Annotated in this window: 14 protein-coding genes; 8 read left to right on the plus strand and 6 right to left on the minus strand. The window is 62.6% G+C overall.

What is annotated here, in order from left to right; all coding sequences use genetic code 11:
- Positions 1 to 97: 97 nt before the first annotated feature.
- Positions 98 to 973 (minus strand): DMT family transporter, encoded by an 876-nt coding sequence (locus Q0677_RS10705; RefSeq protein WP_298909524.1) that lies wholly within the window; start codon positions 971 to 973, stop codon positions 98 to 100.
- Positions 974 to 1,220: 247 nt separating this feature from the next.
- On the opposite strand from Q0677_RS10705, the gene Q0677_RS10710 reads away from it, so the two are divergent.
- Positions 1,221 to 2,402, plus strand: coding sequence for an aspartate aminotransferase family protein (locus Q0677_RS10710; protein ID WP_298909527.1), 1,182 nt, complete (start codon positions 1,221 to 1,223; stop codon positions 2,400 to 2,402).
- The gene (gene argF, locus Q0677_RS10715) at positions 2,399 to 3,325 is read left to right on the plus strand and encodes an ornithine carbamoyltransferase (RefSeq protein WP_133489211.1); all 927 of its coding nucleotides are present in this window, start codon (positions 2,399 to 2,401) and stop codon (positions 3,323 to 3,325) included. The genes Q0677_RS10710 and argF overlap by 4 nt, the downstream gene beginning before the upstream one ends.
- A 69-nt stretch (positions 3,326 to 3,394) precedes the next feature.
- On the opposite strand, the gene Q0677_RS10720 is transcribed toward argF, so the two are convergent.
- The 3 genes from Q0677_RS10720 to hrpB all read right to left on the minus strand — a co-directional run bounded on the left by Q0677_RS10720 (position 3,395) and on the right by hrpB (position 8,033).
- The gene (locus tag Q0677_RS10720) at positions 3,395 to 4,876 is read right to left on the minus strand and encodes an inorganic phosphate transporter (protein WP_298909531.1); all 1,482 of its coding nucleotides are present in this window, start codon (positions 4,874 to 4,876) and stop codon (positions 3,395 to 3,397) included.
- Between the two features lie 128 nt (positions 4,877 to 5,004).
- Entirely contained in the window at positions 5,005 to 5,418 is a 414-nt protein-coding gene (locus Q0677_RS10725) for an NUDIX hydrolase (RefSeq protein ID WP_366940967.1), read from the minus strand.
- 161 nt (positions 5,419 to 5,579) lie between these two features.
- Positions 5,580 to 8,033: an ATP-dependent helicase HrpB gene (gene hrpB / locus Q0677_RS10730; RefSeq protein WP_298909536.1), complete on the minus strand. Its 2,454-nt coding sequence runs from the start codon at positions 8,031 to 8,033 to the stop codon at positions 5,580 to 5,582.
- 131 nt (positions 8,034 to 8,164) lie between these two features.
- Here hrpB and meaB point away from each other — a divergent pair, with 131 nt between their 5' ends.
- The 5 genes from meaB to Q0677_RS10755 all read left to right on the plus strand — a co-directional run bounded on the left by meaB (position 8,165) and on the right by Q0677_RS10755 (position 12,795).
- Positions 8,165 to 9,139: a methylmalonyl Co-A mutase-associated GTPase MeaB gene (meaB, locus tag Q0677_RS10735; RefSeq protein WP_298909539.1), complete on the plus strand. Its 975-nt coding sequence runs from the start codon at positions 8,165 to 8,167 to the stop codon at positions 9,137 to 9,139.
- Between the two features lie 282 nt (positions 9,140 to 9,421).
- The gene (locus Q0677_RS10740) at positions 9,422 to 11,251 is read left to right on the plus strand and encodes an ABC transporter ATP-binding protein (protein ID WP_298909542.1); all 1,830 of its coding nucleotides are present in this window, start codon (positions 9,422 to 9,424) and stop codon (positions 11,249 to 11,251) included.
- 202 nt (positions 11,252 to 11,453) lie between these two features.
- Positions 11,454 to 11,741, plus strand: a complete 288-nt coding sequence (gene rpmB, locus Q0677_RS10745; RefSeq protein ID WP_163037863.1) for a 50S ribosomal protein L28 — start codon at positions 11,454 to 11,456, stop codon at positions 11,739 to 11,741.
- Positions 11,742 to 11,871: 130 nt separating this feature from the next.
- Positions 11,872 to 12,219 (plus strand): hypothetical protein, encoded by a 348-nt coding sequence (locus tag Q0677_RS10750; protein WP_133489226.1) that lies wholly within the window; start codon positions 11,872 to 11,874, stop codon positions 12,217 to 12,219.
- Positions 12,220 to 12,270: 51 nt separating this feature from the next.
- Positions 12,271 to 12,795: a copper chaperone PCu(A)C gene (locus tag Q0677_RS10755; RefSeq protein WP_298910450.1), complete on the plus strand. Its 525-nt coding sequence runs from the start codon at positions 12,271 to 12,273 to the stop codon at positions 12,793 to 12,795.
- 247 nt (positions 12,796 to 13,042) lie between these two features.
- On the opposite strand, the gene Q0677_RS10760 is transcribed toward Q0677_RS10755, so the two are convergent.
- Together Q0677_RS10760 and Q0677_RS10765 are read right to left on the minus strand one after the other, a co-directional pair.
- Positions 13,043 to 13,732, minus strand: coding sequence for an NAD-dependent deacylase (locus Q0677_RS10760; RefSeq protein WP_298909546.1), 690 nt, complete (start codon positions 13,730 to 13,732; stop codon positions 13,043 to 13,045).
- Positions 13,729 to 14,379, minus strand: a complete 651-nt coding sequence (locus Q0677_RS10765) for a helix-turn-helix domain-containing protein (protein ID WP_298909549.1) — start codon at positions 14,377 to 14,379, stop codon at positions 13,729 to 13,731. The genes Q0677_RS10760 and Q0677_RS10765 overlap by 4 nt, the downstream gene beginning before the upstream one ends.
- A 105-nt stretch (positions 14,380 to 14,484) precedes the next feature.
- On the opposite strand from Q0677_RS10765, the gene Q0677_RS10770 reads away from it, so the two are divergent.
- Positions 14,485 to 14,718: a YdeI/OmpD-associated family protein gene (locus tag Q0677_RS10770; RefSeq protein WP_298909551.1), complete on the plus strand. Its 234-nt coding sequence runs from the start codon at positions 14,485 to 14,487 to the stop codon at positions 14,716 to 14,718.
- Positions 14,719 to 14,730: the final 12 nt, after the last annotated feature.

Consider the following 14,730-nt stretch of genomic DNA (forward strand, 5'->3'; position numbering starts at 1 on the left):
CGTCTGCTTGGGGGCGGCCGTTCTCGGTCAGGCCCCTTTGAATTCACAAGCCCCTATACTAGTCACCCACGCGGCGGATACAAGCCAAGAAGCCGCTTTACTTGGCCTGTCGTCCTTCGCGCCACGCCAGAATGGCACCACCCGCCACGATAATCCCCGCACCAAGCGCGCTGAGCCACCCGGGCGCCACGCCAAACAGGCCAAAGTCATAGAGGGCGGCGAAGATCAGTGTTGCATACGAGAACGGCACGACAAAGCTGGCATCGGCGCGCCGGATCGCCTGCACATAGCACGCCTGCGCCGCGGCCATCATGAAACCAAGCGCTGCCAGCACGGTCCATTGCGCGGGGGTGGGGGCCTGCCACACGAACAGAACCGCGCAGGACGCGATGGTTAGGCCGATCGCGTTGTTGATGACGAGGATCTGCAGGGGTGCCTCGCGCCCTGCCAGTCGTTTAATGAAGATGGTTTCGAGCCCCAAGATTGCTGCGGCCCCAAGGGCGAGCAGCGCCGCCGGGTCGAAGCTGGAGGCACCCGGGCGGATCAGGATCAGCGCTCCGGTCAGCGCCATCGCGACCGACAACCAGCGCCACGGGCCGACGCGCTCGCCCAGCAGAGGGATTGCTAGCAGCATGGCGAAGACAGGGTTCAGGAACGAGATTGCCGTGGCATCCGCCAGCGGGATCAGCGTGGCGGCGGCAAACATCAGCGTCACACCCGCGAACCCGGCAGCAGACCGCGCGGCGTGGAGTTTCAGGTTGGGGCGCGTGATGCGCAGCCGTCGAAACAGCGCGAAGCTGCCGATCGCCAGAAATGCGAAGGTAAACCGCCCGTGCGTGATCTGAAGCGGGTGTAGGGGATCGCCCAGCAAATCCTTTCCCGCCAGCTTCGCCATCAGCGTCGTGCCCGCGATGAACACGGTGGCCACCAGCATGAAGCCAACAGCAGCGAGGGGAGAGTTGCGCGTTTCCATCCTTTCCCTCTACGCGTGCGCATCCCGATTGAAAAGGCTGGACAGAACAGGCGCGATCCCCTATCTCGCCCCCATGATCAAACGCCTGCATATCGCTGAAACCCGACGCCGACGCACCCGCGCCTGACGTCCCGTTCGTTTGTTCCTGCGCAACGTTTGCGCAAACCCATCCAAAACCATCTGGAAATTGTTGACTTGAGGCCCGCCATCCGGCACCCAAAGGCTTCTTTTTGAAGAGGATACCACCATGATCCCGTCGCTTCTGCCGACCTATAACCGTGTTGACCTTGCTTTCGAGCGTGGCCAGGGCAGCTGGCTTGTCACGGATGGGGGCGAGCGATATCTGGATCTAGGCGCGGGCATCGCGGTGAACGCGCTGGGCCACGCCCATCCTGCGCTGGTCGAGGCGCTGACCGAGCAGGGTGCGAAGCTGTGGCATGTGTCGAACCTCTATAAGATCCCGCAGCAGCAGACGCTGGCCGATCAGCTGGTCGATCTGACCTTTGCCGACACCGTGTTCTTCACCAACTCGGGCACCGAAGCGTGCGAACTGGCGGTGAAGATGGCGCGGAAATACTGGTCGGACAAAGGCGAAGACCGCGCGCGGATCATCGGCTTTGAGGGCTCGTTCCACGGACGCTCGTCGGCGGGCATTGCCGCCGCGGGTGGCGAAAAGCTGACCGCGGGTTTTGGCCCGCTTCTGCCCGGCTTCACACATCTGCCGTTCGGCGACCTCGACGGTCTGACCAATGAACTGGCCGAGGGCGACGTGGCCGCCGTGATCATCGAACCCGTGCAGGGCGAGGGCGGCATCCGCCCCGTCCCAGATGACGAGCTGAAAGCCATCCGCGCCGCCTGTGACGCCGCTGGCGCATTGCTGATCTTTGATGAAGTGCAATGTGGCATGGGCCGGACGGGCAAGCTGTTCGCGCACGAGTTCTCGGGCGTCACACCGGACATCATGATGGTCGCCAAAGGCATCGGCGGGGGCTTCCCGTTGGGTGCTGTGCTGGCGACCGAAGACGCGGCAAGCGGCATGGTCGCGGGCACCCACGGGTCCACCTATGGCGGCAACCCGCTGGCCTGTGCCATCGGCTCGAAAGTGACCCAGATCGTCGCCGATCCCGAATTTCTGGCCGAGGTCAGCCGCAAGGCCGGTTTGTTCCGTCAGAAGCTGGAGGGCCTTGTCGCTGCGCACCCGGATGTTTTCGAAAGCGTCCGCGGGTCGGGCCTGATGCTGGGTCTGAAGTGTAAGGCGACCAACATGGACGTGCTGGCGAAATGCTATGACGCGAACCTGCTGTGCGTCCCCGCAGGCGACAACGTGCTGCGCATCCTGCCCGCGCTGACCATCGAAGACGAAGACATTGCCGAGGCGATCACCCGCCTTGAAACCGCTGCCAAGGCTGTGGAGGGCCAAAGCGCATGAAACATTTCCTCGACATCAACGCCACGGAAACGGGCGAGCTGAAAAACATCATCTCGGAAGCGCACCGGATCAAAGCCGCGCGTGCGGGCCGCCCCAAAGGCGCCCTGGACGACGAAAAGCCGCTGGACGGCCACATGGTCGCGCTGATTTTCGAAAAGCCCTCGACCCGGACGCGCGTCAGCTTTGACGTGGGTGTGCGCCAGATGGGCGGTGAAACCATGGTTCTGTCCGGCTCTGAAATGCAGCTGGGTCATGGTGAAACTGTTGCCGACACCGCCAAGGTGCTGTCCCGCTATGTTGACATGATCATGATCCGGACCTTCGAAGAAGCGACCCTGCTCGAGATGGCGGAATATGCCGACGTGCCGGTGATCAACGGGCTGACCAACCGCTCGCACCCCTGCCAGATCATGGCCGACATCCTGACGTATGAGGAACATCGCGGCTCGATCGAGGGCAAGAAAGTGGTCTGGGCGGGTGACGGCAACAATGTCTGTGCCTCGTTCCTGCACGCCGCTGGCCAGTTCGGGTTTGACCTGACCTTCACCGGACCGGAACCTCTGGACCCGGAAATGGCCTTTGTCGAGGAAGCCCGCGCCAAAGGCGTGAATGTCGAGATCGTGCGCGATCCGGTGAAGGCCGTGGAAGGTGCGGATCTTTTGGTCGCCGATACCTGGGTGTCGATGCACGACGCGCCCTCGGCCCGCGAACGTCGCCACAACCTGCTGCGTCCCTATCAGATCAATGACGAGCTGATGGCGCACGCCAAACCCGACGCGCTGTTCATGCACTGCCTACCCGCGCATAGGGAAGAGGAAGTGACGAACTCTGTCATGGATGGTCCGCAGTCGGTGATCTTTGACGAGGCCGAGAACCGCCTGCATGCCCAGAAAGCCGTCATGCGCTGGTGTTTGGGCAAGTAAGCAGCACTATTGTTCCAATAGAAAAGGGCGCCTCGCTGGGCGCCCTTTTTTGATCCTATGTGGGTTTGATCACGCCACGACCGCGTTCAGGATGTAGAAGATTACTGCCGACATCATCGCGGCGGCAGGCACGGTGATGACCCATGCGGCCACGATGGTCATGAAGTGCGAGCGGCGCACCAGTTTGCGGCGGCGGCGCTCTTCGGGCGCGATGCGTTTGGCTTCGGGGCGGGCGGCGCGTGAATTGCGCAGGCGGCGCTCCATGTGGAACTCGCGATAGAAACCGACGCCGAAGACACCCCCAACTGCGATGTGGGTCGAGCTGACGGGCAGGCCCAGCCAGCTGGCGACAATCACGGTGATGGCGGCGGACAGTGCCACGCAATAGGCGCGCATAGGGTTCAGCTTGGTGATCTGGCTGCCGACCATGCGGATCAGCTTCGGGCCGAACAGCATCAGGCCAAAGCTGATGCCGAACGCGCCGATCACCATCACCCATGTGGGGATCGAGACCTTGGCGGCGAAGTCGCCCACGCTTTCCACGTGCACGATGGCGGCCAGCGGGCCAACCGCGTTCGCCACGTCGTTTGCGCCGTGTGCGAAGGACAGCAGGGCTGCCGAGAAAATCAGCGGCAAGGCAAACAGCGTCTTTAGCGATTTGGTGCGGTTCTCAAGCCCTTCGGCCTGACGGGCGATCAGCGGGGCGGTGATCACGTAGGCCGCGCCACCCACGGCAGCGCCGATCAGCAGGGCAGTGCCAAGGTCAATCTTGATAATCCGCTTCAGACCTTTGATCGATAGATAGGCGCCGAAAGCAGCGGCCATGATCCCTATCAGGATCGGCACCCAGCGTTTTGCAGCAGCAATCTTGTCTTCCTGATAGACAATCTTGTGCTTGATCAGGGCAAGGAAGCAGGCCGCAATTACACCGCCCAGAACCGGCGAGATCACCCAGCTGGCGGCAATCTTACCCATGGTGGGCCAGCTTACCGCAGCAAAACCCGCCGCCGCGATGCCCGCGCCCATGACGCCGCCCACGACCGAGTGCGTGGTCGAGACCGGAGCGCCAACCCAAGTTGCAAGGTTCACCCATAGCGCGGACGAAATCAACGCCGCCATCATCGCCCAGACAAAGGTGCGCGAGTGGTCAAAGCCCGACGGGTCGATAATCCCCTTCGAGATGGTCGAGACCACATCACCCCCCGCCAAAAGCGCACCGGCGCTCTCAAACAGCGCGGCAATCACGATCGCGCCGCCCATCGTCAGCGCGTTTGCGCCCACCGCAGGCCCCATGTTGTTGGCAACGTCATTCGCGCCGATGTTCAGCGCCATATAGGCGCCAAACGCGGCGGCGATGACGACAACCAAAGAGGTCGGGGTTTGGCCAAAGAATACAGCCGCACCCAGCGCTGCGACCACGATGAAGGCCAAAGCCACGCCCATGCCCACCAGCGGACGGGCCACCAGTTGGGTTGCGTATTCGACTTGGCTGATCTTGTTCAGGTCCTTGTCCAGTGTCTTCCACTGGTTGCCGCTGTTCTCGCCGCTCATGTCCCATCCTCGCAAGCTGCTTGTTACACGGCCGTTACGCAGCCGTTACAATTCAGCGCCCGCGCTAGCTTGTCAGGGCCGCGATTGCAACAGATTCTGTGATGGAAATGCCATGTGGCGTTGGGAAATCAGAAATCACGCAACAGTTTGCGCAAACCTTTTTCCTGCACCATCTCGGCGGCCTCTTCCGGCGACACCCACGCTCGCGTGCGCTCGTCCGCTTCGGGGAAGTCGTTTTCCAGCGTTTTGACCTTCAGAGGGAACACGCGGGCCGAGCAATGCGCCAGACCACCATCGTCCAATTCCTTGGCATAGCTGTATTCGCCGATCGGTGCGCGATCCAGTTGGCCTTTCTTAACCCCGGCCTCTTCCCAAGCTTCCTGGGCGGCGGCGTCAGCGTCGTTTGTGCCTTCCATCGGCCAGCCCTTGGGCAGGATCCAACGTCCGGTTCCGCGGGATGTCACCAACAGTACTTCCTTGTCATCGCCTTGCCCACGATAGCACAGCGCCGCAACCTGCGGGCGGCTGGGGCGTTTCAACATAGGTACTAGGACTTCGTCCCAAGCTTGTTTCAAAAGCGACGACATAGGGTGCCTGTGGATTTCTTGCTCATTATTCTACTTGTTGCGCTGTTAAATAACTGTTTGCGACCAAATTGCAAGTAAATGGGCCGTGATCAGGTGCCTGCGGCCTGTTTGTGTGGCTATTTGCCCCTTGGTTTGGCGCGCAGGGTCGGGTCCGCGACAGTTGGATCCTCGGGCCACGGGTGTTTGGGATAGCGTCCGCGCATGTCCTTGCGCACATCGGCATAGCTGGTGGCCCAGAAATTCGGGATGTCTGTCGTCGTTTGCACTGGTCGGCGCGCGGGTGACAGCAGCGTCACGCGCAGCGGGGTCTTGCCCACGGTCGGGTGACGGGTGACGCCGAACATCTCTTGTAGGCGCAGACTGATCTCGGGCGTGTCGCCGGAATAGTCGATGGGGGTTTTGTGTCCCAGCGGCGTGAGGAAATGGGCAGGCGCCTCGGCATCCAAGCGCGACATCTGGTTCCAATCGAGCATTGCGCGCAGGGCGTCCAAGGTTTCGAATTTCTTCCAGTCGGCGGTGGTTTTCACGCCGGACAAGTGCGGCAGAAGCCAGTCTTCGAGGGTCTCCATCAAGGCGGGCTCGGTCATCTCGGGCAGGCTGTCACCACCGGCCCGGACCAGCTCAACCCGCGCGACGAACCGCTTCGCCGCGTCCGAGGGCCGCAACCCCAGATCCCGCACCCCATCCAGCATCGCGTGCGCCACGATATCTTTCGGCGCGTCCTTCCAGATCCGATCATCCAGCACCACCGCGCCCAAGCATTCCTGCCGTCGCGCGATCACGCGCCCTTCGCGTTTGGACCATGCGCAGTTGTCGACCCAGCGGATTTGGTTCGCGAACAGCTCGCGCAATTCACCTTCGCCGATCAGGATCGCCTGACGCACGCGTGCTTCGCGTGGATTGCCGTCAGTATCGGTGATCACCAGAAGGCGTGATCCGGCGAGCGCATCGCCGTCGTCCATGACGGCCCCCTTGCCGCCAGACATCACGAAACGCGGAATGTCACCGGGGCGCCGCAAGGCCACGCGATCGGGATAGGCCAAAGCCGCCATTTGCGCGGGGCTGAGATCCGGGCGCGCATCCCCCGCCATACGGCGCAGGCGCTTAGCCTCGGTGCGAATGCGTTCAATGCCACCCCGGTTTGCTTGAATGCCACGCCGGGCGGCAAACCCCTTGGGGTCGCGGATGGCCTCAAGCCGCAGGATTAGATCCATCGCGGCGCTACGGGGCAGGGGATCCCGGTCGCTCCAAAGGGCGGCCAGATCGGCTGCGTCGGCTCCAGCCGTCAGCAGCATATGTCCAAGACGCGGATGCAACGGTAGGCGAGACAGCTGCGCGCCATGATCCGTAATCCGCCCGGTATCATCCAGCGCGCCCAATCCGCGCAATAGCGCTTGCGCCTCCGAGAGCACGCCCACATTGGGCGGCGTCAGAAACGCCAACCCTGCGCCATCCGGGCTGCCCCATCCGGCCAGCTCCAACGCCAAGGGGGCGAGGTCTGCGGTCTCGATCTCGGCGGGGGCAAAGGGCGGCATCCCGCCGTCTTCGCCCTTGGTCCAGAGCCGGTAGCATGTGCCCGGCGCTACACGGCCTGCGCGGCCTCGGCGTTGTTCAGCCTCGGCCTTAGACACGCGCTCGGTCACCAGTCGCGACATCCCCGAACCCGGATCGAACCGAGCGCGCCGCGCCTGTCCCGCATCCACCACCACGCGGATGTCCTGAATGGTCAGCGAGGTCTCGGCAATTGCAGTTGCCAGCACGATCTTCCGGCCGTCCTTGGCGGGCTGAATGGCCGCGCGCTGGGCAGCGAAGTCCATCGCACCATAAAGTGTGTGCAGGTGGCAGCCGCCGGGCAATCGCCCTTTCAGCGCGGCCTCGCAGCGGCGGATTTCACCCTCGCCGGGCAGGAAAACCAGAACGCCGCCCTCGGTTTCAGCCAAGGCGGTCATCACCAGATCGGCAGTGGCGTCCGGCAATCGTGTGCCCTTCGCCAAGGGCCGGTCCAGATGCCGTGTCTCGACCGGATAGGCCCGTCCCTCGGACCGAATAATCGGCGCATCGTCCAAAAGCCGTGCCACCGGGTCCGCATCCAACGTGGCCGACATCACGACCAGCTTCAGGTCATCGCGCAGCGCGCCCATCGCTTCCCATGTCAGCGCCAGCCCAAGGTCCGCGTTCAGGGATCGTTCGTGGAACTCATCAAAGATCACCGCGCCTATGCCCTCCAGCGAGGGGTCCGTTTGCAGCATCCGCGTCAGGATGCCCTCGGTCACGACCTCGATCCGGGTGGACTTGGAAACCTTCGCCTCGCCCCGAATGCGATAGCCCACCGTCTCGCCTGCTTTCTCGCCCAGCGTCTGCGCCATCCGCTCGGCAGCGCCTCGCGCGGCCAGACGGCGCGGTTCCAGCATGATCAGCCGCCCCTCGAACGCGCCCGCCTTGAGCATCTCAAGCGGCACCACCGTCGTCTTACCCGCTCCGGGCGGCGCCATCAGCACCGCGCGACCCTGCGCGCGCAGGGCAGCCAGCAGATCAGGGATCGCGTCGTGAATAGGCAGTTGGTCCGTCATCCCGCCCTTATCCGACGCCCCGCGCGCCGGGTCCAGTCCGGATCACAGGCGACATCGGCGCTAACATCGCTCAGGGCTCTGGACAGGGGCGTTTCCGCACGGCATGAACAGACCCGAATAACGGAGGCGACATGGATATTCAGGATCTGGCCAAACGAGTGATTGCAGGCGAACGCCGCGCCTTGGCGCGCGCCATCACGCTGGTGGAAAGCGGACGCGCCGACCATCGTGCGCAAGCGGTCGAACTGCTCGAGGCCACGGCACCCGAAGGCCGCCAAGCCCTGCGCATCGGCCTGTCCGGCACGCCCGGCGTCGGCAAATCGACTTTCATCGAAGCCTTCGGCATGTTCCTGATCGAAAAAGGGCTGAAAGTGGCTGTGCTGGCCGTCGACCCCAGTTCCGCACGGTCGGGCGGGTCCATCCTTGGCGATAAAACCCGCATGGAAAGCCTGAGCCGCGAGAAGAACGCCTTCATCCGCCCCTCGCCCTCGCAGGCGCAAATGGGCGGCGTGGCGCGCCGGACCCGCGAGGCTGTCGCTCTGTGTGAGGCGGCTGGCTTTGATATCGTGCTGATCGAAACCGTCGGCGTCGGCCAGTCCGAAACCATGGTCGCCGAGATGTCGGATCTGTTCCTTCTCCTCCTCGCCCCTGCCGGTGGCGACGAACTGCAAGGCGTCAAACGCGGCATCATGGAGATCGCCGACCTGATCTTGGTGAACAAGGCCGATGGCCCGCTGAAAGAAACCGCCATGCGCACCTGTGCAGACTACGCCGGCGCGCTGCGCCTGTTGCGCAAGCGCGTTTACGATCCCGAAGGTTTCCCCAAGGCGCTGATGGTCTCGGCCGTCACCCATGACGGCCTGCCCGACGCATGGGACACCATGACCGAGCTCACCGATTGGCGCCGCGAACATGGCTACTGGGACAAACGCCGCGCCGCCCAAGCGCGCCACTGGTTTGAAGAAGACTTGCGCATCGGCCTGCTGTCTGTGCTGGAGAATCCCGACACCCGCGCCCGGATCGAAAGCCTTGGCACTCAAGTGGCCAGCGGCACCCTCTCCGCCACCCGCGCGGCCGAGGATATGCTAGCGCACCTGAAGCCCTAGCAGCTTTCCCCTTCCTCTTGCCCCAAATACCTTGGGGTGAATGCGCGCAGCGCAGAGGGGCAACGCCCCTCCAGGCTCGTGAAACGAGCCACCGAAACCCGGTCTAAAACCAAAGGTTGATCACCGCTAACATTTCGGATAGCGTCCCATCACGGACACCAAGAAGGAATTGCCGGATGCGAACAGCCAGGACCCCATACCACGCGTAGAACGCCGGTCCTGTCGGGCTGTCGTCAGCCCCGTTTCCCTATTTCTATTTCTTCCAGCGCATGAGGCGCCACCATGTTCCGTTTCTTTGAAAATCTCATCGACCCGTTCCGTCCGTCGCCGGACGACACCCCGCCCGCCACGCTGTGGCCCTATCTGAAGTCGCAATATGACGGCTTCGGCAGGCTGATGGCGTTCATGGCCATATCCGGCGTCGTCGTCGCCCTGATCGAAACCAGCCTGATCTTCTACTCGGGCCGGGTGATCGACCTGATGGATGGCAGCACCACCGACAGCTTCTTCGCCTCCCATGGGGTCGAGCTGCTGTTGGCGGCACTCTTCATCCTGTTCCTACGCCCGGCCACCATCGGGCTGAACCACCTGCTGCTTGAGCAAACCCTCGTCGGAAACCTGCACGATCAGGTGCGCTGGCGGGCGCATAAGCACCTGCTGGGGCAAAGCATGGGGTTCTTTCAGAACGACTTTGCCGGGCGGTTGTCCAACCGCGTGATGCAACTGGGCGGCGCGGTCGAGGACGGCACCTATATGGCGTTCGAGGGCATTTGGTACGCGCTGACATATGTGATCGCGGCGGCCCTGATCCTAAGCCAGATCGACCCTCGTCTGGCCGCGCCGCTTTTGATTTGGCTGGTGCTCTATGTGATCTACACCCGCTGGGTCGCGCTGCGCGTGGCGTCCGCGTCGGAAAAATGGTCCGACGCGCGGTCGCTTCTGTCGGGGCGGATCGTGGACGCCTATGCCAATATCGAAAGCGTCAAACTGTTCTCTCAGGGTGAAAGCGAGGAACGCTATGTGCTGTCCGCCCTCAAACGCCACCGCCTGCGGTTCCAGCGATTCCTGCGCCTGATGACGGAACTGAGCTTTGGCCTGAACGTGCTGAACGGGCTGCTGATCGTGGGCGTTCTGGGCACCTCGATCTGGTTCTGGACCCGTGGCGTCGTCACCGTGGGCGAGGTTGCTGCAGCATCCGCCCTGACCATCCGTCTGAACGGCATGTCTGGCTGGATTATGTGGGTCACGGTGCGGCTGTTTGAACATGCAGGCGTGATCCGCGAAGGTCTGCGCTCAATCGCGGTCGCGCATGAAGTAACCGATGCGCCGAACGCCCCCGCGCTGGCGCTGACCAAAGGCGAGATCCAGTTTGATGGGCTGACCCATCACTATGGCAAAGGATCGGGCGGGTTGGACAACGTCACCCTGTCGGTGCATCCGGGCGAAAAGGTCGGGCTGGTCGGGCGCTCGGGCGCGGGTAAGTCGAGCCTTGTGAACCTGCTTCTGCGCTTCCGCGATCCCGAAGGCGGGCGCATCCTGATCGACGGTCAGGATGTGGCGGGCGTTACCCAAGACAGCCTGCGTGCACAGATCGGCATGGTCACACAAGACAGCTCGCTTCTGCACCGCTCGGTGCGGGCGAACCTGCTCTACGGTCGTCCCTCGGCCAGTGAGGCCGAGATGATCGCCGCCGCCGAACGCGCCGAAGCGCATGACTTCATTCAGTCGCTCGAGGACCCGAAAGGGCGCACCGGCTATGACGCCCATGTGGGCGAGCGCGGTGTGAAACTGTCGGGCGGCCAACGTCAGCGGGTCGCCATCGCCCGCGTGATGCTGAAGAACGCGCCGATTCTGGTGCTGGACGAGGCCACATCGGCCTTGGACAGCGAGGTCGAGGCCGCGATTCAGAAAACCCTCTATGGTATGATGGAGGGCAAAACCGTGATCGCCATCGCGCACCGCCTGTCGACAATTGCCCAGATGGACCGGATCGTGGTGTTGGATCAGGGCCGGGTGATCGAAGACGGCAGTCATGATGAACTTCTGGCCGCCAAGGGCATCTATGCCGGTCTGTGGGAGCGCCAATCGGGCGGTTTCCTGGCCGAAGAGTAAACAATTGTGGTGGGGTGGAAAATTCCTGCCCCACTGCGCCGCGACTCACTTGACGTCCCCCGATAAGGCGTCTATTCACCGCGGACGGAATTCGGGGCGCTGCCGTTGCGGCGCCCGTTTGTATTGACCGGCTGGACGTGAGCGGCGCGAGGGCGCGCTGAACTTCTCACCAATCTGGCCCGAGAGAGCAAGGATAAGAGCCATGTCGCGTGTTTGCGAACTGACCGGAAAAGGCCCGATGACTGGCAACAATGTCAGCCACGCCAAAAACAGAACCCGCCGCCGGTTTCTGCCGAACCTGAACGACGTGACGCTTCAGTCGGAAGCACTGGGCCGCGCGTTCAAACTGCGCATCTCGGCTGCTGCCCTGCGTTCGGTTGACCACCGTGGTGGTCTGGACGCGTTCCTGGCAAAAGCCAAAGACGTTGAGCTGTCGGCCAACGCTCTGAAGATCAAGAAAGAAATCGCGAAAGCTCAGGCAGCCGCCTAAGCCCCGCGCTTTTCTGGATCGACCAGATTTTGAACCGCCCCGGCCCTTGGCTGCGGGCGGTTTTCGCGTGTTCTACACCTGTTACATTTTGTCACTTGTCGCCCCTGAAAAAGAGGCATAGCTAAGTGGCATGATCCGTGCGGTATTTGCATATGTTCTGGCCTTTGCGCTGACCATCACCAGCTTTGCGCTGGCGGATGCCCGTGGTGAAAACCCGGATATGAATGGTGCGTTCGAGATGGTGCTGTGTACTGGCACCGGCATGACCACCATCACGCTTGGCCCCGATGGTGAGCCCATCGAATCGGTGCACCTGTGTCCCGATGGCACGTCGATCTTCGCGGCCGCATTCTCGCTTCCATCCCTTGATATGCCCGAAACACGGGTGATCGCGCGCATCGTCCCTTCGCGTGCTGTCGCCATGCCGGGCCGGGATGAACTGTCCCCGTCTGCCCGAGGTCCCCCGGCGCTGGTCTGATCCCTTCTATCAAGACCAACCCAAAGACCTAAGGACAAGACTATGTTCCGTATGAAAACCGTTCTGGCTGCCAGTGCAGCTGCCCTTCTTTCCATGCCTGCTTTCGCGGGTGACATCATGATCAACGACGCCTATGCGCGTGCCTCGGGCATGAACGCCAAGGCCGGTGCCGCTTTCTTCCAGATCATGAACCATGGCACCGAAGATGACCGCCTGATCGCCGCTAAATCCGATGCCTCGAAGCGCGTCGAGCTGCACACCCACAAAGATCTGGGTGATGGCGTCATGAAAATGATGGAAGTCGAAGAAGGCTTCCCGATTGCCGCCGGTGGCATGCATGAACTGAAACGCGGTGGAGATCACGTGATGTTCATGGGCCTGAACGCGCCCTTCGTGGACGGTGAAACCGTGACCGTCACGCTGGTCTTTGAAAAAGCCGGTGAAATGACAGTCGAGATCCCGGTCGACCTGAACCGCAACCCGATGGCTGGCGGCATGCAGCACGGCAAGCCTGAAGACGGCAAAATGGGTGAGGGTCACGGCACCATGACCATGGGCGACGGCAAGTCAAACTAAGGGCAACCCTTCAGAATTGAGGGTGCGGGGCGATAATGCGTCCCCAGCCCCGTGCCCCTAAAGGGGTCTCGTCAACCCCGATTGGCCGTAGCGATGCGCTGCGGCCTTTCCTATTTCCTCTTGCCCTAAATACCTTGGGGTGTTCGGAGACAACTTAGAAACAGTCCAGGGGACTGTTTCGTCGACGAACGCGCAGGGGCGAGGGGCAAAGCCCCTTCAGGCTCGCGAAGCGAGCCACCGAAGCCGGCTAGCCCAGCACCTCGTTCACCCACGCTGGGACAATTTGGGTCGCCGGACCAAAGCGTGCCTCGTCGAAGATGCCCGCTGTATCCGATGGTTCCAGGTTCAGTTCCAGTGTCGGGATGCCCATCGCCCGCGCCTCTCCGACGAACCCGGCGGCCGGATAAACGGTGCCCGAGGTGCCGATGGCGACGAACAGGTCCGCTTGTCCTAGCGCGGCATAGATCATGTCCATCTGATAGGGCATCTCTCCGAACCACACGATGTCAGGGCGGGTGCGCGGGGCATTGCAGCTAGGGCAGGGGGCGGACGGTGACATCTCGCGCGGGGCGGGCCAACGGTGATCGCATTGCGCGCAGAGTGCCCCGGCCAATTCACCATGCATATGGATTACATCTGTCGCGCCACCGCGTTCATGCAGGTCGTCGACATTCTGGGTGACCAGCGTCACACGGCCAGAGTGTTTGGCTTGCAAGTGGCCCAAGGCGTCGTGGGCCGCATTGGGCGTCGCGTCCAGACAGTTGGCGCGACGGGCGTTATAAAACGCATGCACCAGCGCAGGATCGCGGGCGAAGCCCTCGGGCGTGGCCACGTCTTCCAGATCATACTTCGTCCAAAGCCCGTCGACGTCGCGAAACGTTCCCAACCCGCTTTCAGCCGAAATGCCCGCGCCGGTCAGGATCAGGATATGTGTCATTTGAAGCCGCCATAAATGTCCATTGCTTTCTGCAACAGATCAAGCAACGCGGCCACTTGCAAGGGATCCTGCGCGGCGATCTCGCCTTGTGCGGCGAAGTTGGCAACCCGTTGGTTGCCCTGCGCGACCGCTTCAAGGTCGGCCCACGCAAATCCCAACCGCACCGGCGCCAGTGGCATCGGCCCGGCCACCATCGCGGCCCGCCCCTGCGAGACGGTTAGCGAAAACGGTGCTTCGTCCAGCCAAATCTCGGCCCGCAATTCGTCCAGAGGCCCCGCCGCACGTTCAATTGCGCCCGCCAGAACGGCAACCCGCGACGACGGCGCATTGGTCGGGGCGGCATTTTCGGGCGCCGGAATGTCACGGCCAAATCGCGCGAGCTCAAACAGGATCCCGCGCGTTGCTTGCCCGCGTTCGGTCAGCGCATATACGCGCCCGGATTTCGAGACCAGCCCGGCCTCGACCAGTTCGGCCAGACGCGCGGATAGCATATTTGTGGCGATCCCCGGAAGCCCGTTACGCAGTTTGCCAAAGCCGGACGGACCTGCATGCAGCTCGCGCAGGACATGCAGCGCCCAGCGGTTGCCCAAGAGGTCAAGCGACAGGGAAATCGGACAGTTCAGAGAGTAGGGTTTTGCACGCGACATGCGCGCCTTTTGACCCAGTGCAAAGGGGGCCGCAAGATACGATCTGCACCTTGGGCGAAAGGGCGCCCGTTGACCTGCGAACCAAGCGTGTTGCATTTTAATCTTATGAGCTTGAAACGCCCGATCCAACCGATGCCAGATGATATTGCGACCCGCCTGGAGGCCGACGGGCTGCGGCCCGCCTATGACGCGCGCCCACCCTATCAGCGGAATGACTATCTTGGCTGGATCGCCCAAGCGAAACGCCCCAAGACGCGGCAGAAGCGCATTGATCAGATGTGTGACGAGCTGCGGGGCGGGCGTCTGTACATGAAAATGGTCTGGCGCAAGGACGCATAGGTGACAGCCCCG

This window comes from uncultured Aliiroseovarius sp. (assembly GCF_947492455.1).
Taxonomy (GTDB): domain Bacteria; phylum Pseudomonadota; class Alphaproteobacteria; order Rhodobacterales; family Rhodobacteraceae; genus Aliiroseovarius.

Excerpts from the sequence above, each read along its gene's own strand:
- Q0677_RS10705 (WP_298909524.1), bottom strand. The coding sequence starts at position 973 with ATGGAAACGCGCAACTCTCCCCTCGCTGCTGTTGGCTTCATGCTGGTG.
- Q0677_RS10710 (WP_298909527.1), top strand. The coding sequence starts at position 1,221 with ATGATCCCGTCGCTTCTGCCGACCTATAACCGTGTTGACCTTGCTTTC.
- argF (WP_133489211.1), top strand. The coding sequence starts at position 2,399 with ATGAAACATTTCCTCGACATCAACGCCACGGAAACGGGCGAGCTGAAA.
- Q0677_RS10720 (WP_298909531.1), bottom strand. The coding sequence starts at position 4,876 with ATGAGCGGCGAGAACAGCGGCAACCAGTGGAAGACACTGGACAAGGAC.
- Q0677_RS10725 (WP_366940967.1), bottom strand. The coding sequence starts at position 5,418 with ATGTTGAAACGCCCCAGCCGCCCGCAGGTTGCGGCGCTGTGCTATCGT.
- hrpB (WP_298909536.1), bottom strand. The coding sequence starts at position 8,033 with ATGACGGACCAACTGCCTATTCACGACGCGATCCCTGATCTGCTGGCT.
- meaB (WP_298909539.1), top strand. The coding sequence starts at position 8,165 with ATGGATATTCAGGATCTGGCCAAACGAGTGATTGCAGGCGAACGCCGC.
- Q0677_RS10740 (WP_298909542.1), top strand. The coding sequence starts at position 9,422 with ATGTTCCGTTTCTTTGAAAATCTCATCGACCCGTTCCGTCCGTCGCCG.
- rpmB (WP_163037863.1), top strand. The coding sequence starts at position 11,454 with ATGTCGCGTGTTTGCGAACTGACCGGAAAAGGCCCGATGACTGGCAAC.
- Q0677_RS10750 (WP_133489226.1), top strand. The coding sequence starts at position 11,872 with ATGATCCGTGCGGTATTTGCATATGTTCTGGCCTTTGCGCTGACCATC.
- Q0677_RS10755 (WP_298910450.1), top strand. The coding sequence starts at position 12,271 with ATGAAAACCGTTCTGGCTGCCAGTGCAGCTGCCCTTCTTTCCATGCCT.
- Q0677_RS10760 (WP_298909546.1), bottom strand. The coding sequence starts at position 13,732 with ATGACACATATCCTGATCCTGACCGGCGCGGGCATTTCGGCTGAAAGC.
- Q0677_RS10765 (WP_298909549.1), bottom strand. The coding sequence starts at position 14,379 with ATGTCGCGTGCAAAACCCTACTCTCTGAACTGTCCGATTTCCCTGTCG.
- Q0677_RS10770 (WP_298909551.1), top strand. The coding sequence starts at position 14,485 with ATGAGCTTGAAACGCCCGATCCAACCGATGCCAGATGATATTGCGACC.